This is a genomic window from Variovorax sp. F042 (assembly GCF_057814215.1).
The window spans coordinates 35,594-53,336 of sequence record NZ_JBVASX010000016.1 but is presented as its reverse complement, the minus strand read 5'-3'; the positions used below and the strand labels follow the sequence as shown (position 1 = coordinate 53,336).

Sequence of the window (17,743 nt, the reverse complement as noted above, 5' to 3'; positions counted from 1 at the left end):
CATGACTCTCATGATCACGCCCCCCGTCATGACGAACGCCACCAGCCAGCCTGCCGCGCAGACCGGCGTGCGCAACCGCGGCGCGGACGAAGACCAGGGCCGCAGCTTTGGCGCGGCGCTGGAGCGTTCGCGCGCGAGCAACGGCAGCCACGGCGACGCGGCGCCGAAAGACGGCGCACAGGATGTCGCCGCCATCGACCGCAAGCCCGTGCACAAGCCCGGCGCGGATGAAGACACGAAGAAAGAAGACGCACTGCCCGCCGATCCGAACCTCGCCTTTCTCGGGACGGCGCACACGCCGCTGCATGCGCTGACGCTCGCGGGGCGCTCTGCTCAACAGCAGCAAGGTGAAGGCGCGGCCGACGCCACCGCCGCAACGGCGCCCGCCGGTGCGGCAGACATTCCGCTGGACCCGGCCCTGCAGGCCGCTGCCGCAAAGACGCTTGGTGCCGATGCAGCCGTCGCCGATGCATCGGCCGCACCCGAAGCCGCTGTGGTCTCGAAAGATGCCGCCACGAAACCCGCGACGGCCGCACTGCCCGCCACCCAGGCTGCGCAACTCCAGGCCGACACCGCACCAGCCGCCTCGCTGCACGAACTCGCCCGCGCCGCCATCGCGGCACAGACCATGTCCGTCGGCATCGCGAAGCCCGCATCCACTCCCGCCGGTTCGCCGGTCGGCACCGCCGCGACCGGCCGCGGCGCCGCATCGCGCGCCCCCGTGAGCGCCACCACCGCCGAGCAACTGGCCAGCGCCGCGCAGCAACCCGAAGCGGCCGACGACGCACAAGCCAAGACCGCGCCCATTGCAGCAGCGGCAGCCGCGACCGCCAGCGACACGGACGCCCAGCCACCCGTGGCACCCATCGCGCTCCAGCAGCCCGCCGCTGTAGCAACCGCTTCATCAAACAGCGCGAACGACACGGCCGCCACACGCGCCCCCGTGCACACCATCGCCCCCGAAGTCGGCAGCGACAAATGGGCGCCGGCTCTCGGCCAGCAACTGGCGCGCATGAGCACCAGCGGCAATCACACGGCCGAACTCAACCTGAACCCAGCCGGCCTCGGCCCGCTCAAGGTGACGCTGTCGATGGGCGACAACCAGGCGCAGGCCATGTTCGTGTCGGCCCATGAGAGCGTGCGCAAGGCCATCGAGGCCGCGCTGCCACAGCTGCGCACTTCGCTGTCGGAGCAGGGCATCACGCTGGGCCAGACCTCGGTCGGCGCGGAAACCCGCCAGCCCTTCGGCAACGACGCCGCCTTTGCACAGCAGCAAAGCCAGCAACAGCAGCAGAACGCCGCGCGGCAGCAGGCGGCCTCCCCTTACCCCGGCACAGGCCGCACCACGGCAAGCGCCCCGGCAATTGCGCCCCTCGCCGCCGTGCGCGCGGGTGCTTCCAACAACGCAGCCGGGGTGGACACCTTCGCCTGAGCCCCGGCAACACATTCGCCCCCCGCCCGCGACGGCGCCCTGTGCGGCGCCCCGCAATGAACGGATATGAAACGCCTTTGTGCGCTTGTTCGGCCGTTCGTTCGCGAGGGACTTCGCAAAGAATAGATCGGACAAGAAAAACCGCTTAACCATGGCTACCTCATCACCCGCCGCAATTGTCGCACCGGCCATCTCCGCAACGCTGGCCCCACGCCGCTCCTCGAAGCTGCTGATCGGAATCGTGATCGCCGTCGGCCTGATCGCTGCCGGCGGCGCGGCCGCGTATGTCTTCCTGCCCCGCTTCATGGGCGCCGCCTCCACCGAAACGGCCAAGGCGCCGACGCCCGAGAAGCCCATCTTCCTGACGCTCGAGCCGCTCACCGTCAACCTGCAGTCGGAAGGCCGCGGCCGCTTCCTGCAGATCGGCATGGCGGTGCGCGTGCGCGACGAGCAGACCAAGGCGCAGCTCGTCGAGTTCATGCCCGAGGTGCGCAGCCGCCTGCTGCTCCTGCTGTCGAACCGCGCGCCCGAATCGGTGGTGGCGCCGGAAGACAAGGCCAAGCTGGCCGAGGAGATCCGCAAGGCGCTGAGCACCCCGCTGGCCCCGGACACGCCCGAACTGGGCATCTCCAGCGTCTCTTTCAACACGTTCGTCGTGCAGTGACCACCTCTTCCTTCGGACAAGCGATCCATGGCGTATGAACAGGTGCTCTCCCAGGACGAGGTCGATGCGCTTCTGCAAGGCGTCACCGGCGGAGACCTCGACCAGGCGGCCTCCCCCGCACCGCCGAAGGACGGCCTTCCGGCCTACGACCTCGGCGCGCCCGACCGCGTGGTGCGCAACCGCATGCACACGCTGGAGGTCATCAACGACCGCTTTGCGCGCGGCCTGCGCGGCGCGCTGCTGAACTTCATGCGCCGCAGCCCCGACATCTCGGTGGGGCCCGTGCAGATCCAGCAGTACGGCGAGTTCGTGCGGCACCTGCCGGTGCCCGCGAACATCAACATGATCCACATGAAGCCGCTGCGCGGCACCGCCCTCTTCGTGTTCGACCCGAAGCTGGTGTTCCTCGTGGTGGACAACCTGTTCGGCAGCGACGGCCGCTACCATGTGCGCGTGGAAGGCCGTGACTTCACGCGCACCGAGCAGCGCATCATCAAGCGCCTGCTCGACCTGTCGCTGCAATGCTATGGCGACGCATGGCAGCCGGTGTTTCCGCTCGACTTCGACTACGTGCGCGCCGAGATGCACGGCAAGCTCGCCAACATCGTCGCGCCCAACGAGGTGGTGATCAACACCACGCTGCAGATCGAGTTCGGCCCCGTCGGCGGCTTCCTGCACGTGTGCATTCCCTACTCGATGATCGAGCCGATCCGCGACCTGCTGTCCAACCCGATACAGGACGAGGTCGAGGTCGACAAGCGCTGGGTCAAGCAGATGTCGCGCCAGATGCAGGCCGCCGACGTCGAGCTGGTGGCCGACTTCGTGACCATGCCATCGACGCTGGGCGAAGTGATGAAGCTGCAGATCGGCGACGTGATTCCCATCGAGCTGCCCGAGACGGTCGTCGCCAAGGTCGGCGGCGTGCCGGTGATGGAGTGCGGCTACGGCACCTCCAACGAGCGCTATGCGCTGCGCGTGCAACACATGATCTCCCACCAAGACAGCGATTTGAAGAACGACCATGACTGACAACACCTCTTCCGGCAGCAGCGACGCGGACGACTGGGCCAGCGCCCTGGCCGAGCAGACGGCCGCCTCGGCCCCTGCCGCATCCGAACCCGCCCCCGCACCCACATTCGCGCCAGCCACCGCGCAGGTCTTCCAGCAGATCCAGGACGCGCCGGCCCCCGCGCACTCGTCCACCACGCCGGTAGATATCGCTCGCGTGCTCGACGTGCCGGTGCAGCTCACCGCCGAGATCGGCCGCACGCGCATCACCATCAAGAACCTGCTGCAGCTGTCGCAGGGCTCGGTGGTGGAGCTCGACGGCCTGGCCGGGCAGCCGCTGGACGTGCTGATCAACGGCTACCTCATTGCGCAAGGCGAAGTGGTTGTGGTGAACGAGAAGTACGGCATTCGCCTGACCGACATCGTCACGCCCTCCGAGCGCATGCAGAAGCTCGCGCGCGCATGAGCCTTCCCACCGTGCCCACGCCCGTTCACGACGTGGCTCCGGCCGCCGTCGGCGCATCGGGCCTGCTGCAGGCCGGCTTCGGCATGGCGGCGGTGGTCGGCCTGATTTTTCTGTGCGCCTGGCTGGCGCGGCGCTTCGGCCTCCAGCGCCTGGGCAGCGGCCAGCTGGTGAAGGTGGTGTCGAGCGCCGCAGTCGGCCAGCGCGAGCGCGTGGTCGTGGTGGAAGTGGGCGACACCTGGCTGGTGCTGGGCGTTACGCCGAGCCAGGTCAACACGCTGCACACGCTGCCGGCACAGGCCCATGCGGCTGCTGCAGCCTCCGCGTCGCCATCGGTCGCACCCACACCTGTCGAACTCTTTGCCCGCAAGCTGCGTGAAGCCCTCTCGGGCAAGCCGCATCGTCCTGCCCCATGAAGAACCCCGCATTGCGCCGCGGCATGCGCGCCGCGCTGCTGTTGCTCGCCGCCACGCTGCTGCCCGCCGTTGCATGGACGCAGGGCCTGCCCGGCATCACCAGCACGCCCGGCCCCGGCGGCAGCCAGACCTGGTCGCTGAGCGTGCAGACCATGGTGCTGCTGACCTCGCTCACCTTCCTGCCCGCGCTGCTGCTGTCGATGACCAGCTTCACGCGCATCCTCATCGTGCTGGGCCTGCTGCGCACCGCCATCGGCACGCAGACCTCGCCGCCCAACCAGATTCTGGTGGGGCTGTCGCTCTTCCTCACCTTCTTCGTGATGTCGCCGGTGCTCGACAAGGCCTACAACGAGGCCTACAAGCCCTTCTCCGAGAACAAGATCAGCGCCGACACCGCGCTGGAGCGCGGCATTGCGCCCTTCAAGACCTTCATGCTCAAGCAGACCCGCGAGAACGACCTGGCCCTGTTCGCCCGGCTCGCCAAGGTGCCCGAGATGCAGGGCCCCGAAGACGTGCCGCTGCGCATACTGCTGCCCTCCTTCGTCATCAGCGAGCTGAAGACCGCGTTCCAGATCGGCTTCACCATCTTCATACCGTTTCTCATCATCGACCTCGTGGTGGCCAGCGTGCTGATGTCCATGGGCATGATGATGGTGCCGCCCGCTTCCATCGCGCTGCCCTTCAAGCTGATGCTCTTCGTTCTGGCCGACGGCTGGCAACTGCTGATAGGCGCGCTCGCGCAAAGCTTCTACCTCTAGGTACGCAGAGATGAACCCCGAATCCGTCATGACCATGGGCTACAGGGCCATGGAAATCTCGCTGCTCATCGGCGCGCCGCTGCTGCTGGTGGCGCTGATCATCGGCCTGATAGTGAGCATCTTCCAGGCGGCCACGCAGATCAATGAGGCCACGCTGTCCTTCATTCCCAAGCTGCTGGCCGTGTTCGCCACGCTGGTGATCGCAGGTCCATGGATGTTGGACCGCATGCTCGACTACATCCGCGCGCTGTTCGCCGGCATTCCGCAAATGCTGGCGTGACGTGATTTGAGGTGACGTGACCCCGTCGATCATCTCGGTCACCTCGGCCCAGCTCGAGGGCTGGATGGTGGCTTTCCTCTGGCCCTTTGTGCGCATGCTCGCACTGGTGAGCACCGCGCCGATCTTCGGCGAAGCGTGGGTGCCGCGGCCCGTGAAGGTGGCCATTGCCGCCATGCTGGCCTTCGTCATCTCGCCCACCATCGGGGCGCTGCCCACGGTGCCGGTGGTGTCCGCCGGCGGCGTGTGGATCATCGTGCAGCAGGTGCTGATCGGCGTGGCCATGGGTTTCACCGTGCGGCTGGTGTTCACCGCCGTGCTGGCCGCGGGTGAATACATCGGCCTGCAGATGGGCTTGTCGTTCGCATCGTTCTTCGACCCGATGAGCCATGGCAGCACCATGGTGGTGTCGCGCCTGCTGAACATGCTGGCGATGCTGATCTTCCTGGCGCTCGACGGGCATCTGCTGATGGTGAATGCGCTGGCTGAGAGCTTTCAAACACTGCCGATTGCCGATGCGCCGCTTGCGTCTGGTGGGTGGATGTTCCTGGTGCTGGCCGGGGGCGACATCTTTGCCAGCGGGCTGATGCTGGCGCTGCCGCTGATTACCGCGCTGCTTACGCTGAACCTGGCCATGGGCATCCTGAATCGGGCATCGCCGCAGTTCAGCATCTTCGCAGTGGGCTTTCCGCTGACGCTGCTGGCGGGGATTTTCATGATGCAGTTGTTGATGCCGAATCTGGGGGCGTTTCTGGAGCCTCGGTTTGGGGAGGCTGTGGGGAACATGTTGCGGGTTACGCAGGGGCTGCGGCCCTGATTCAAAGGTGATTCAAAGGTGATTCAAAGGTGATGCAAAGGACCCGGATCGCATGAAGATCCAAACTGGTGCATCAAACTGATTAATCAGATGGCATGAGATCTGCTTGATCAGATTCATGCCATCTTCCACCGACATCAGCGAGCGCATCGTCGAGGCCGTCCTCGCCAAGAAGCTCGCACCGGGTGCCCGCCTCGGCGAACAGCAACTGTGCGACCTCTTCGATGCACCGCGCGCGGTGGTGCGCGAGGCGCTCACCACCTTGTCGGTCCGCGGCATGGTGAAGGCCAGCGCGCGTCGCGGGTGGTACCTGGTCGAGCTGTCGCCGGAGGAAGCCCAGGCCGCTTTCGACGCGCGCCTCGTGATCGAGACCGGCCTCATCCGGTGCAGCAAGCCTCTGGCCTCCAGGGCGCTGCAGCGGCTGCGCACACACCTGAAGCGTCAGCGCGAAGCGGTCGAAGGCACCGATGTGGGCGCGCGCAGCTTCCTGCTGGGAGACTTTCACGTCTGCCTGGCCGAATGCCTGGGAAACAGCGTGCTCGCGGCCACGGTTCGCGACCTCACCGCACGCACGATGCTGATCGCCTTGCGCTACCAGTCGGAAGACGAGGCTGCGCACTCCTTCAGCGAGCACAGCGCCATCGTCGAGGCGCTGGAAGCCGGCGACATGGCCCTGGCCGAACAGCGCGTCTTCACCCACCTGTCGACCTGGCAACTCAAGCTGCGGGTGCCCGCAGACCAGACGCCCGACCCGTTGGCCGAGCTGCGGCTCGCGCTCACGCCGGTGTCTGCGCCCCGGTGAAGCATCCCCTGCCACGCGCCCCCGATTTCCCTGCCGACTTCTTCTCAACGCCCATCCCAACCCTGGAGCACGCCACCATGTTCAGCAAACGCCACCTTTCCCTCGGCCTCGCAGTCGCCCTGACCTTTCTCGCAGCCGGCGCCTCGCACGCACAGAACGCGCTGGACACGATCACGAAGAGCAAGACGGTCCGGATCGCGATTCCCACCGACTTTCCGCCCTACGGCTCGGTCGGCCCGGACATGGCGCCCCAGGGGCTGGACATCGAAGTCGCGCGGCTGATCGCCGGCAAGCTCGGTGCCAAGGTCGAATTGATTCCGGTCTCGACGGCGAACCGCATCCCCTATCTGCAGACCAAGAAGGCCGACCTCGTGATCTCGACGCTGGGCAAGAACCCGGAGCGCGAGAAAGTCATCGACTTCACGGTGGCCTACTCGCCCTTCTTCATCGCCGTGTTCGGCCCGAAGACGCTGTCCGTGAAGGCGCCGGCTGAGCTTGCGGGCAAATCCATCTCCGTCACGCGCGGCTCCGTGGACGACGCGGAACTCACCAAGGTGGCGCCGGCCTCCGTGGAGTTGCGCCGCTTCGAGGACAACAACGCGACCATCTCGGCCTTTGTCGCCGGACAGACGCAGCTGGTGGCAACCAGCGCCCAGGTGGCGAGCACCATGATGGCGAAGAACCCTCAACTCGGAAGCGAGCTCAAGTTCGTGCTGAAGGATTCCCCGAACTTCGTCGGCGTGGCCAAGGGAGAGGACGCGCTGCGGCTCAAGGTCAACGAGATCTTGCTCGATGCGAAGAAGAGCGGCGAACTCGACAAGCTGGCCGTCAAGTGGCTGGGCCGCCCCGCCGGCGATTTGCCGCAGTAAGGCGCTCCCACGACATGAACGAGCCATGGCGCCTCAGTGCGGCGCAGCTGACCGCCGGGTACGCAAAGCAGTTGTTCACGCCCCTCGACGCGCTGCAGGCGTGCCTGGCACGCACCGAGGCTTGCGAGCCGTCGCTCAACGCCTTCGTGGCACTCGACCGGGAAGGTGCGCGGCGTGCGGCGGCGTCCAGCGCGGCACGCTGGGCCACCGGCCGGCCGCTGGGCCCGCTCGACGGCGTGCCAATGAGCGTCAAGGACAACATGCACGTCGCGGGTCTTCCCACGTCGTGGGGAAGCAAGCTGCTGCAGGGCTTTGTCGCATCGCACGACGAGCTGCCCGTGGCGCGCCTGCGCACAGCAGGCGCCGTGCTGTTCGGCAAATCGAACCTGCCTGAATTCGCGATGCAGGGCTGCACCTCCAACGCGCTACACGGCACGACCCGCAACCCCTGGAACACCGCGCTGACGCCGGGCGGATCGTCGGGCGGTGCCGCGGCGGCGGTCGCGGCGGGCCTGGGGCCGCTGGCCCTGGCCACCGATGGCGGCGGCTCCATCCGCCGGCCTGCATCGCATTGCGGTCTTGTGGGATTCAAGCCTTCGCGCGGCCTCGTGTGCAGGGAGCGCGGCTTGCCCGAGATATTCCTCGACTACGAAGTGGCCGGCGGAATCGGTCGCTGCGTGAAAGACGTACAGCATCTGACGGAGGCGATCGCAGGGTCGCGCCTGGAGGCCGGCCGGCCCACGCCGTCTCGCATTCTTTTCGTGCCCCGTTTCGGCACCCATGCCGTCGACCCCAACATTGCCGCGTCGGTGCGTCGCGCGGCCGAGGGTTTCGCCGCGTTGGGGCATGCGGTGGACGAAGCACAGCAGCAGGTGAACTGGTCGGAGGCGATCAACGCGCTGTGGCCGACGCTTTCCAATGCAGGGCTCGCCTGGATGCTCCAGCGCGCATGGCAATGGCCCGAGTTCGGATTGCCCGAGGGCGTTCACCCGGATCTCTCACGCTGCGGCGCGGTCGCGCAGGCGAATTTCGACGCCGGCCTGAAGCTCGATGCGTCCGGCCTGTTCGACGTGCTGGCGAAAGTGCGTGAACTCGAGCGACAGATGGAAGTCGTCTTCGCCCGCTACGACTTCATCCTCACACCCGCGACGGCCGCCCTGCCCTGGCCCTGTGAACAGAGCCACCCAGAGCGGATTGCGGACACGGAAGTCGGCCCGCGCGGACATGCCGTCTTCACCGCCTTCGCCAATGCCGCGGGCTTGCCGGCCATTGCATTGCCAAGCGCGCATGCAGAGGGCCTGCCGACCGGCATCCAGCTGGTCGCATCGGCCGGCCACGATGCCGAACTGCTGGCATTGGCCATGCAGTATGAAGAGGCGTTTCCATGGCCTGCGCTGTGGGACGAAGGGTTTCACTCAACGGACTGAAATGAGGAGGTTCCACCCGGCATTTGGGTTGGAACTGCGGGCCGTAGGGGCATCGCGCTCCTCTCGATCGCAGATGTCTGCGTGGCTATACTGCGCCCGTCATGTCAAAAACAGGCGTGATCGGGATTGGCGTCCCGCTGAAATCACTGCGACGAAAGCCGCAGTCACCCGCAGGGTCTGCGGCTTTGTCGTTCGTGCCTCCAGTTTTGGCGGCTCGATGGGCGGGCGCGAGCCCGGCCGGTTTCACGCAAGTGGTTTCCCGGTACGCCAACTCGTCGAGCCGCCGCCCTCAATTGGCGTTGAGTGCGTCGGTTTCAGCAAACCGAAACCCTCGGAGGCCATTCATGGCTGGATTCACCCGCGCGTCCGCGCACGTCACCTCAGTTCCCGAATCTTCTGAAGCCGCCAGCGTTGAATCGCTTGCGCTGCAGGCGTGCGATGACATCGACAGCCTTCACGCTGTGCATCGTGCCTATGCGTGTCTTGAAAAACTCCTCGTCCCGCAAGGTGTGAACGATACGGAAGAGGTTTATCCGACCCGCACCGAACTCAGCGCGCTGGTGCGGGTGGTCAATGAGGAATTGCAGCGGCGGATCGAAGCAGCCGACACCACGATGCAGTCGCTGCGTGTTGCCCTAAGCAAAGTAAGTTCGCAATGAACACATTCAGCATCAACGGCAAGGACCTTCGCTGAGAAAAAACTGATCGAACGAGCATCCGACTAATGCCGTTCAGTGATCCAGGTTGCGATGTCGTATGCCATGACGACTTCGCCCGGAGTTTCTTGAAAAGCAAGGGGGTCGTTGCGTTTCAATAGTTCTCTCTGCTTTGGTGGTAGAGACTCTTTGAGCCATGTCTCCAGCATCTCGTGCGTTTCTGTTTCAAGAGCAGAGCCCCTTTCCACAACCCGTCGCCACGGGAAGAACCAGAAAACGGCGTTGACCAAATACATCTTCTGTTGTGAGCGTTCTACTTCCAGGCTCCCAACTCGCTCAATGGCTAGCCTCTTGCCATTTGCTCCGCGAACTTCAAGCTGAATTGATCCACCATCCGCCCACGCTTGTGCGCCGAGGATCGTAAGTGGTTGCGTCAACTCGTGAGGATCAACACGAAATACAGGAAGGAGCGCAACCACGAACCCGATCATCAGAACTGCAATCAACAGGAGAGCTTGGCGCTTTTTCAGCTTCATGTGTCACTTCTGTGGCGAGTGGGTGATCATCGATCCGGGAGACCCTTTGAAACCCCAAAGATACCAACTCCAAATGCCAGCGTATCCATAGCCTCCACGCAGCGTAGGCAGCATCGCCAGATAGCCATCTGGCCCTGTGACTTGCACGCCTAGCAACGCCGCCCGCCAACCCCAGCCTTAACGGCTAAGGAGTGGCAGGCGGCTTTTTTTGTTTTTTGAAGATCAGGGGCAACGAGCAAGACTTGAACTTGAACCCCGCTAACTGCTGTATTCGAGAACTGGCTTCCCGAGTGCAGCAAGGTACAAATCGCAGTTGACTCGTAGCTCTTCAACGGTTTCGCCCGCAGGGACCGCTGGTTCCGCGCTGTACCCCTTTACTCTACCGTCTTCATGGTAGTAAACCTCGTAGATAGCGACCTCTCCGTTTCGGCTCATTACTCGATACTCCCAAGTCATATATCTTCAATTGTGGTAATCAACGATATTATGAATGGTCAGCACACCGTCTTTAATGCCAAATATGGCGCACTCCAAAAAATTGGACCCCGATCCCCGGATTTTTTAATCTCTGAATACGACAATTTCTGCCTCAGAAGAATACACATGAACTAAATCCTTCAAATACAGGGAAATAAAATCAGAAAAATTGTTCGCCAAAAGATACCCCCCATCATCGTCAATCACTCGCACCACGACCCCATTTTTTCTAGAGTTTTTCACGCAACATATTGCATACTCTATTAATCCGTATGGCCAGCTACAAAAAATCAAGTATCCAGGATTGATGATTTTTTGTTTTGCGAGTGCGTAGAATTCAAATCCCTCTCCATCGCAGCTTTCAGGACTAGATTCGGCATCTCCAATACCAAATCCGTCTACCAATCTCAAATAATCAGAAAATTCAGTCGGAAGATGCACCTTATTTTCATCCTCAAACAATTCAATCTCTCTCAATGAAATCCCATGAGGCAACCGTAGAGATCGCTGCCCCCTCCAATGGGCGAGTAGGTTTTTTATTGCAGTTTGGCTATTCATTTTCAGACTCTCTTTAATACGGCCAAAGGTTGATTGCTTTTTTCAGGTGTTCAATTCTATTTTGAATTAATTTATTGTCCGTCTTACTCACCGAATCTTCGAGTTTTTTTGCTACCGATTCAAGCTGAGTCTTGGTGAAACCATCTTTTACAAGCTTTTGTACATCGGAAGCCTGCATCGCCTCTTTCGTAGCGATTTCTTCCGCGATCCTAGAGGCATCAGTGTTTGCACCCTTTTTGGTCCAACCCAATGCAGGTCCGATGGCCGAATTCTCTTTAATTCGCCTCCCAAGACATAACGTCTTGAGGCCACCCAATCCTCTTCCGATCGCGTTGACAAGAGGCCCCTCGCCTGGGACAAGTCCTTGGACTGTCATGGAAAGCGCGCCCAACGGATCATCTATTCCAGATTGAAACCCAGAGATTGATCCGTCCCACCATGATTTCCATGTCAGCAACCCCATTGGATCGCTGAAAAGCAGGGGATTCCCATCCCCATAAGCGAACCTGTTCCACCCCCCATTAAGTCCAATAGGGTCACCCTGCGGATAGCGACCAGTCCTCGGATCGTATGAGCGGAAATAGTTGTAGAACAACCCCGATTCCTTATCCGCATACTGCCCCGGATACCGCAGATTGAAGGTCACGTCTGCAATGGAGGTCATACCCGTGCTCGGTATCGTGGTCGGCCCCGTGAACCGCTTGGCCGCCGTCGTCGGCTCCTCTTCCCCAAACGCGCTGTAGCCCCACTGCCAGACCGCCTGGCCATCCTCGTTCGTCAGCTTGCGCGGCGTGTTCAGGTGATCGCTGTGGATGGCATAGGTGGCGCCATTGATCACAGCCGCAATCGGCATCGGCCCATTGCCCGTCGGCAGGTAGATGTACTGGTTCTGCCCCGCACTGTTCGTGCCCCCGCTGCCCACCTCCGCAATCAGCGTGCCCTGCTCGTCGTAGACGTACGCATAGCCCAGTTGCTCCGCCTGTGTCGTGCTCGGGCTCCACAGCTTCGTGAAGAACGCGATCAGGCTCTGCATGAAGCCCGGGTCGGCCTCGTCGCCCTGGCTGGGCGGGTACAGCGGCTCGGTCTTGAACACCCGCTGCCCCAGCGCGTTGTGCGCATAGCGCGTGGTCGGGCTGACATCGGTCGCACCCGTCGTTGCTGCGGCCAGCCTGCCTTCGGCATCGTAGGTGTAACTGCGCAGGCCATCGGTCAAGAGGTCGCCGTTGGCGTTGTAGCCGTAGCTCACGCTCGTGCTGCTCGCGCCGTTGATGGTCTGGCTGAAGCCCGTGAGCTGGTTGCTTGTCGATCCCACCGTGTAGGTGCGGCTGGTGCTCGTGCCATCGACAGCGCGGGTACTGCTGCTGCGGTTGCCGTTGGCGTCGTAGCCAAAGCCTGCCGTGTTGCCCGTGGCGTTGAAGCTCACGATGCGCCCCACGGCGCTGTAGCCCACGCTCCAGGTGACGTTGGCATTGGCGATGGTGCTGTGGGTCGGGTCGGTGTCGCCGGGCTGGTAGAGGTTCTGCGTCAGGCTGGTGATGCGCCCTGCTGCGTCGTAGGTGTAGCCGCTGAACTCGGTGGCGGTCAGGCGGCCTGCGGTGTCGTAGGTGCGGCTGGCTGCGATGGAGGGGCTCGCGAACGCCCAGGTCCACGCCGTGGGCTGGCCCAGCGGGTTCCAGGCGATGCCGGTGACCAGCGGGGTGCCGTTCAGGCTCAGGCCTGTGAGGCGGCCGGTGCTGTCGTAGGTGTGCGCGAGCACGCCGCCGCCGTTGGGGTAGCCAATGCTGGCCAGCGTGCCATTGGGGTTGTAGGCGTAGCTGACCTGCTGGAGGCTGCCGTTGGCCAGGGTCTGCTTCTTGAGGGTGACGCGGCCGAAAGTGTCTCGGGTGTACTCGGTGGTGCCGCTGCGGTCGACGATCTCGGACAGATACCCCTTGCTGTTGGCCGTGAGGTCGTAGCGCAGGGTGGTGGTCTTGCCGTCGGCGAAGACCAGGCTTGTCGGGCGGCCCAATGCATCGCGCGTAATCGTTGTCGCCTGGCCGAGGGCGTCGGTGATCTGGGTGGGCAGGCCGAGGTTGTCGTACTGGGTGCTGGCTCCACCTGTATCGGCGCTGCTCTCGGTTGTTGCGTTGCCTTGGGCGTCTCGGGTGTAGCTGGTCACGACCCCCTTGAAGTCGCTGGCTGCTGTCACCGCATCCAGGGCGTTGTACGCGAGGGTGGCACTGGCGTTGGCCGCGTCGGTCACGGCCTTGACGCGGCGCAGGTTGTCCAGGCCGTACTGGGTGCTCTGGTTCAGGCCGTTGGTCGAGCTGATTAGTTCGCCGTTGGCGTCGTAGCCGAAGGTGTTGGACTGATTGGGGCCTTCGGTCTTGGCGGAGAGGCGGTTGATGTTGTTGACCGTGCGCGCCACGCTCCAGGCGACGTTGCCGGCGCTGTCCTTGATCTGCTCGGCGGTGCGGTTGCCCATGCCGTCCAGGGTGTAGGTGCCGCTCTCGCCTCGGTTGTTGCTCCAGCCAGTCAGGCGATGGGCTGCGTCGTAGGTGTAGGTCAGGACGAGGCCGGCGGGCAACGTGACTGTCTCGACCGTGCCGTAGGGCTTGTAGGTCAGGACCGTGGTCAGACCGCCGACGGATTGGGTCAGCAGGCGGTCGCGCAAGTCGTAGGTGTAGGTGCTGACGAGGCCGCTGGGGGCAGTTGAGCTGACGACGCGGTTGGCTGTGTCGTAGGCGTAGCTGGTGACGTGGCCCAGGGCGTTCGTGACGGTGAGGACGTTGCCTCGAGTGTCGTAGGTGTAGCTCGATGCAGCACCGTTGGGCTCCGTGGCTGCATCAACCAGCTGCGACGTGTTGTAGGTCCACTGCCAGAGCTGGGCCTTGTTGGTCGCGGTGTCGGTCACCGTCTTCGACAACATATTGCCGAGGGCGTCGTAGGTGTAGGCAGTGGTGCGGCCGGACTCGGTGACCAGCACGGGCAGCGAGAAGGTCGCGTGCCATTGGGTGGTCACTGTTCGTGCATCGGGGGTGCCGGAGGCGTAGACCACGGTGGTGGGCAGACGGCGGGTAACGTCCCAGGTCGTGACGGTCACCGCGCCCTTGAAGTCCGTCTCCGAAGTGATCAGGCCGTTGGCGTCCTGAACACGGGAGGAGGCATCCGCTTCATTGTTTCCGGATGGCAGGGAGCTCGCCGTCACCACCAGCTGGCCAACCGCCTTTCCGTAGCTGAATGATCGCAGCGTACCGAGTGGATCGCGGACTGAGGCAATGTTGGATGTTGGGTAGCTGACGTCGTAGCGCTCAGCGCCGTCCCGGCTAGTCGCGGTGGCTCGCCCCGCACTGTCGTAGTAGAACATCGCGAACCGCGTGTTCGATTCATCGAAAATCGTAGTGAGGTGATGCGAGTAACTACTCCATTCGTAGGCATAGCTGCGGCGCTTGCCGTCCGGGTAGGTGACGCTGGCCACTTCTCCCGACGCACTGTAGGTGTAGCTCAGTGTTCGGCCGTCGGGGGTCGTTACCGTGCCCAGTTGCCCAACGGGGTCATACGAGAGAGTGAGCGTTCTGCCAAACCCATTGGAGACGGTTGCAAGACGACCGGCACCGTCGTATGCGTATGTTGTGGTCCAGCCGTTTTGAGCGATGAGCGTCTGAATCCGCCCCATCGAATCGAAGTTCAGCGTTGCACCATCCTGCGCCCTGTAGTAACGCCAGCCTCTCGGAACTGGCGTGAGCGCATCGGGTTCGCCGATCGTCGACCAGGAGCCTCCTGTTTGAGTGAACGTCTGCGCATGACCTTCTGCGTCGAAAGCAGTCACGCTCGTGGTGCTGATTGCCAGCCGTTCGGCATAGTTGTGCGTCCATGCGCGACCCAAGCCAATCGAGGCCCGATCTGAATGGAGACCCCATGTACTGCGATAGGTGCGAACGAAAGAAAGCGGGTTGGGGCCACCATCTTCATAGTCCCTATCGATCTGCAGCTTGTCACCTGTCGCGGGAACGATTGGATTGCCAAACACAAGGCCAGCAACGGGGCGAGTGCAGATTTCGCGAGGTGGGGGCGCGGGAATACACATGCTGCCTTGTTCGCGGTATCCGAATTTGCACTCGCAAGTGCCAGGACTGATTGAATCGCTGTACGCCGGGCACGCATCGGCCACCGAACCAATTGAGTAGTAGGCTACCGTCGGTGGCGGGTTGTTCGGGTTATTCAGATACTCTTGCGTGATACGGCAATAGTCACCGCCTCCGTAGATTGGAGGCGCTTGAACTGGGCCTTCCCCAGATATGCGTATATCGGGACCTGAGCTCGCTCGCTGCAGATCTACGGAAGCTTGACACGCAAGCGACGCAGTCGAATAGGCCACTAGGGGCGATTGCATGTAATAGCGGACCGTCGTCGTGAAAGAGGCGTTTGCAGTGCTGCCCATCCACAAGATCCCGACGATCAGCAATCGCACAAGGAGCGCGACGTGCCGAGAAGCTTGGTTACCGTCCAGTCCCGTCCATAAGAACGCATACACCCTTATCGGGTGCTCCCATCGAGCAATGCTCCCCTGCGTCTTCAACACCCTCATCACACTCTCCCTCATGCTTCTCGTTTGTGCTTCTGAGCATCAACGATCTGCTCTTTACGAGCCGCGAAACTCGGCATTTCTTGAACAATCGATCACCCTCTCAGATGACGCGCACTGCCACACAGCGCACTCCGTACAAGTTGTTTCAGGTTAGCCGAAAGGCCACATGCAAACAACGACAGATCAACGGCACGGGGGGTTTAGTCGATGCGCTGAATGGAAAAGTACGCAACACATCTGGGCACTGTTGTCGATGAGCGACTACACGCGGGCCTGAGGACACGCCAGCCCAACTCATGTCGCGTGGTCATGGCGACCGGCGCCGATGCTTCAAGGAGCGCTGACATAGCGGCGCGAAGTGCCATGCATCCCAAGGTGATGAGACCGCTTCCACTTTTTGGTCTAGCCCAAGGTCGTCTGCGCCAGCAGGGCGAAGGAGTGCAGCGACTGAGGTACAGCAGAGATAGACCTCGATGATGAATCTCAAAGAGGCATCACCCAGGGAATGCATGCCCGTCGGGCCGAATGCTCGTGGCCCTGGGCTTCTCGGCCCGAATCGGCATGTAGATCACTGCCTCAGTTAACGGGGGCTATCTATTAAAGAGAACCACCAGACCGACGCCCCCCGTTAAGTCATGCCCGTGCCCAGCCCCCTGTGGTCGCCTTCCAGCCAGGGAGAGGGCGGGAATCAACGGCTTCGCGTCCTTCTTCACATCTTTCGAAGAGATTCAGAGTCAGATTTCATCTTCACCAAAGAACCTGAGAGAGGTTTCAACTGCCCCTAAACACAGCTGCGTCCCTCTACAAATAGTTAAACAACGAAATGCTATTCAACTTAGCAAACGTCATCTGCGTCGCCTGCAACGAAGACTGCCGCTGATAAAACTCCGCAATCGCGCTGTACGGGTCCAGGTCTTCAATGGAAGACAGATAAGACTCTTCCTGCAGCTTGCGATCCCCCCCACCCGAGTCCAGCGCATCGATCTCGCTCTGCCGCGAGCCCACAGAAGAAAGCACCGTCAGCACGTTGTCATGCGCGTTCGTCACCTTCACGTTGGCTGTGGCCAGCGCGTTCTGCAACTTCGCCTGCGCAGCCGCGCCACCACCGCTCAGCGGCGTGCGCAGCGCACTCACCAGTTCGCCGATCGCAGCGAACACATCGGTGCCGGCATTCTTCGCGGTAGACACATCAAAGCTGTCGCCAGCCGCCGGCGTGCCGGTGATCTTGATCTGCACGCCACCGAAGTTGATGGGCGTGTCCGCCGAGATAGGGCCGGTGGCTGCAACCACGGGCGGCGTGTCCTTGGTCGTCACCGTGTAGTCGGTGGCGCTGAAGGTGATGGTGAAGTCCTTGCCGTAGTTGGGCGCGGTGGCGTCGGTCACGCTGACGGAGCCGAACACGCCGGTGCCGGTGTTGCCCGCGGCGCCTGACGCCACATAGCCCGCGCCGCCTTGCACCGACTGGAAGACGCTGCGGCCGTCGTCCGATGTGGACATCTGGCGCGCCACGTCAACCTGCATCAGCCGCTGGCCCTGGTCGCCGACGTACTGCACGCCGCCGCTGGCCGTGGCCACGAAGGGCGGGGAGCCGCTCTTGAAGCCTGCGAACAGGTACTGGCCGTTGCCGTCGTCGGAGTTGGCGATGCCCACCAGCTGGTCGTAGCTGCTCTGGATGGTGGTGGCGAGCGATGCGCGGTCGGCGTCCGACAGCGTGCCGTTGCCGGCCTGCACGGTCAGGGCCTTGATGTTCTGCAGGATCGAGGTCACCGAGTTGAGCGCGTTCTCCTCGGTGGAGAGCGATCGCGACGCGCGCTGGCGGCTGGTGGCGTACTGCGAGATTTCCGAGAGCGTCTGGCTGACGCCGAGTGCGCGAGCGGCGCCCACAGGGTCGTCGCCGGCCGAGAGAAATTTTGAGTTGGTCGCCAGCTGCTGCTGGACCCTGAACAGTTTCTGCTGCTGCTGGCCCATGGCCAGTACGTTCTGTTCGTAAAAGGATTGGGTGCTGATGCGCATCGC

16 protein-coding genes are annotated in these 17,743 nt (G+C 62.9%); 12 read left to right on the top strand and 4 right to left on the bottom strand.

Features of this window, described 5'->3' with window-relative positions; genetic code table 11:
* Positions 1-10 precede the first annotated feature (10 nt).
* The 12 genes from ACZYSP_RS31050 (at position 11) to ACZYSP_RS30995 (ending at position 9,592) form a co-directional block, all read left to right on the top strand.
* Positions 11-1,432: a flagellar hook-length control protein FliK gene (locus tag ACZYSP_RS31050; protein ID WP_489018305.1), complete on the top strand. Its 1,422-nt coding sequence runs from the start codon at positions 11-13 to the stop codon at positions 1,430-1,432.
* A 151-nt stretch (positions 1,433-1,583) separates the two neighbouring features.
* Entirely contained in the window at positions 1,584-2,096 is a 513-nt protein-coding gene (fliL, locus tag ACZYSP_RS31045; protein ID WP_489018303.1) for a flagellar basal body-associated protein FliL, read from the top strand.
* 27 nt (positions 2,097-2,123) lie between these two features.
* A complete protein-coding gene (gene fliM, locus ACZYSP_RS31040) occupies positions 2,124-3,125 on the top strand; it encodes a flagellar motor switch protein FliM (RefSeq protein ID WP_093058551.1) in 1,002 nt (333 codons plus the stop codon).
* Positions 3,118-3,570: a flagellar motor switch protein FliN gene (gene fliN, locus ACZYSP_RS31035; RefSeq protein WP_093077287.1), complete on the top strand. Its 453-nt coding sequence runs from the start codon at positions 3,118-3,120 to the stop codon at positions 3,568-3,570. The genes fliM and fliN overlap by 8 nt, the downstream gene beginning before the upstream one ends.
* Positions 3,567-3,983 (top strand): flagellar biosynthetic protein FliO, encoded by a 417-nt coding sequence (gene fliO, locus ACZYSP_RS31030; RefSeq protein ID WP_093077289.1) that lies wholly within the window; start codon positions 3,567-3,569, stop codon positions 3,981-3,983. The genes fliN and fliO overlap by 4 nt, the downstream gene beginning before the upstream one ends.
* On the top strand, positions 3,980-4,741 hold the full coding sequence (gene fliP / locus ACZYSP_RS31025; protein ID WP_097198367.1) for a flagellar type III secretion system pore protein FliP: 762 nt from the start codon (positions 3,980-3,982) through the stop codon (positions 4,739-4,741). Before fliO ends, fliP begins: the two co-directional genes overlap by 4 nt.
* A 10-nt stretch (positions 4,742-4,751) precedes the next feature.
* Positions 4,752-5,021 (top strand): flagellar biosynthesis protein FliQ, encoded by a 270-nt coding sequence (fliQ, locus tag ACZYSP_RS31020; RefSeq protein ID WP_093058547.1) that lies wholly within the window; start codon positions 4,752-4,754, stop codon positions 5,019-5,021.
* A 28-nt stretch (positions 5,022-5,049) separates the two neighbouring features.
* Complete coding sequence (gene fliR, locus ACZYSP_RS31015; protein WP_489018396.1) at positions 5,050-5,835, top strand: flagellar biosynthetic protein FliR; 786 nt, start codon at positions 5,050-5,052, stop codon at positions 5,833-5,835.
* A 118-nt stretch (positions 5,836-5,953) separates the two neighbouring features.
* On the top strand, positions 5,954-6,637 hold the full coding sequence (locus ACZYSP_RS31010; protein WP_489018299.1) for a GntR family transcriptional regulator: 684 nt from the start codon (positions 5,954-5,956) through the stop codon (positions 6,635-6,637).
* A gap of 77 nt (positions 6,638-6,714) precedes the next feature.
* Entirely contained in the window at positions 6,715-7,506 is a 792-nt protein-coding gene (locus ACZYSP_RS31005; RefSeq protein WP_489018297.1) for a transporter substrate-binding domain-containing protein, read from the top strand.
* 14 nt (positions 7,507-7,520) lie between these two features.
* Entirely contained in the window at positions 7,521-8,933 is a 1,413-nt protein-coding gene (locus ACZYSP_RS31000) for an amidase (protein WP_489018295.1), read from the top strand.
* Between the two features lie 344 nt (positions 8,934-9,277).
* On the top strand, positions 9,278-9,592 hold the full coding sequence (locus tag ACZYSP_RS30995) for a hypothetical protein (RefSeq protein WP_489018293.1): 315 nt from the start codon (positions 9,278-9,280) through the stop codon (positions 9,590-9,592).
* 62 nt (positions 9,593-9,654) lie between these two features.
* Here the strand turns inward: ACZYSP_RS30995 and ACZYSP_RS30990 are convergent, their stop codons facing one another.
* The 4 genes from ACZYSP_RS30990 to flgL form a co-directional block, all read right to left on the bottom strand.
* Positions 9,655-10,125 (bottom strand): hypothetical protein, encoded by a 471-nt coding sequence (locus tag ACZYSP_RS30990; RefSeq protein WP_489018291.1) that lies wholly within the window; start codon positions 10,123-10,125, stop codon positions 9,655-9,657.
* A 561-nt stretch (positions 10,126-10,686) separates the two neighbouring features.
* Complete coding sequence (locus ACZYSP_RS30985; protein WP_489018289.1) at positions 10,687-11,160, bottom strand: SMI1/KNR4 family protein; 474 nt, start codon at positions 11,158-11,160, stop codon at positions 10,687-10,689.
* Positions 11,161-11,173: 13 nt separating this feature from the next.
* Positions 11,174-15,226 carry an RHS repeat-associated core domain-containing protein gene (locus ACZYSP_RS30980; RefSeq protein ID WP_489018287.1) on the bottom strand — a complete coding sequence of 1,351 codons (4,053 nt, stop codon included), beginning with the start codon at positions 15,224-15,226 and terminating at the stop codon, positions 11,174-11,176.
* 1,302 nt (positions 15,227-16,528) lie between these two features.
* Positions 16,529-17,740: a flagellar hook-associated protein FlgL gene (gene flgL, locus ACZYSP_RS30975; RefSeq protein ID WP_093077303.1), complete on the bottom strand. Its 1,212-nt coding sequence runs from the start codon at positions 17,738-17,740 to the stop codon at positions 16,529-16,531.
* Positions 17,741-17,743 lie beyond the last annotated feature (3 nt).

What these genes read in the sequence shown, in the direction of transcription:
- flgL (WP_093077303.1), bottom strand. Translation starts at nt 17,740, where the DNA reads ATGCGCATCAGCACCCAATCCTTTTACGAACAGAACGTACTGGCCATG.
- ACZYSP_RS30985 (WP_489018289.1), bottom strand. Translation starts at nt 11,160, where the DNA reads ATGAATAGCCAAACTGCAATAAAAAACCTACTCGCCCATTGGAGGGGG.
- ACZYSP_RS30995 (WP_489018293.1), top strand. Translation starts at nt 9,278, where the DNA reads ATGGCTGGATTCACCCGCGCGTCCGCGCACGTCACCTCAGTTCCCGAA.
- ACZYSP_RS31010 (WP_489018299.1), top strand. Translation starts at nt 5,954, where the DNA reads ATGCCATCTTCCACCGACATCAGCGAGCGCATCGTCGAGGCCGTCCTC.
- fliP (WP_097198367.1), top strand. Translation starts at nt 3,980, where the DNA reads ATGAAGAACCCCGCATTGCGCCGCGGCATGCGCGCCGCGCTGCTGTTG.
- ACZYSP_RS31005 (WP_489018297.1), top strand. Translation starts at nt 6,715, where the DNA reads ATGTTCAGCAAACGCCACCTTTCCCTCGGCCTCGCAGTCGCCCTGACC.
- ACZYSP_RS30980 (WP_489018287.1), bottom strand. Translation starts at nt 15,226, where the DNA reads ATGTGTATTCCCGCGCCCCCACCTCGCGAAATCTGCACTCGCCCCGTT.
- ACZYSP_RS31050 (WP_489018305.1), top strand. Translation starts at nt 11, where the DNA reads ATGATCACGCCCCCCGTCATGACGAACGCCACCAGCCAGCCTGCCGCG.
- fliN (WP_093077287.1), top strand. Translation starts at nt 3,118, where the DNA reads ATGACTGACAACACCTCTTCCGGCAGCAGCGACGCGGACGACTGGGCC.
- fliO (WP_093077289.1), top strand. Translation starts at nt 3,567, where the DNA reads ATGAGCCTTCCCACCGTGCCCACGCCCGTTCACGACGTGGCTCCGGCC.
- ACZYSP_RS31000 (WP_489018295.1), top strand. Translation starts at nt 7,521, where the DNA reads ATGAACGAGCCATGGCGCCTCAGTGCGGCGCAGCTGACCGCCGGGTAC.
- fliL (WP_489018303.1), top strand. Translation starts at nt 1,584, where the DNA reads ATGGCTACCTCATCACCCGCCGCAATTGTCGCACCGGCCATCTCCGCA.
- fliM (WP_093058551.1), top strand. Translation starts at nt 2,124, where the DNA reads ATGGCGTATGAACAGGTGCTCTCCCAGGACGAGGTCGATGCGCTTCTG.
- fliQ (WP_093058547.1), top strand. Translation starts at nt 4,752, where the DNA reads ATGAACCCCGAATCCGTCATGACCATGGGCTACAGGGCCATGGAAATC.
- ACZYSP_RS30990 (WP_489018291.1), bottom strand. Translation starts at nt 10,125, where the DNA reads ATGAAGCTGAAAAAGCGCCAAGCTCTCCTGTTGATTGCAGTTCTGATG.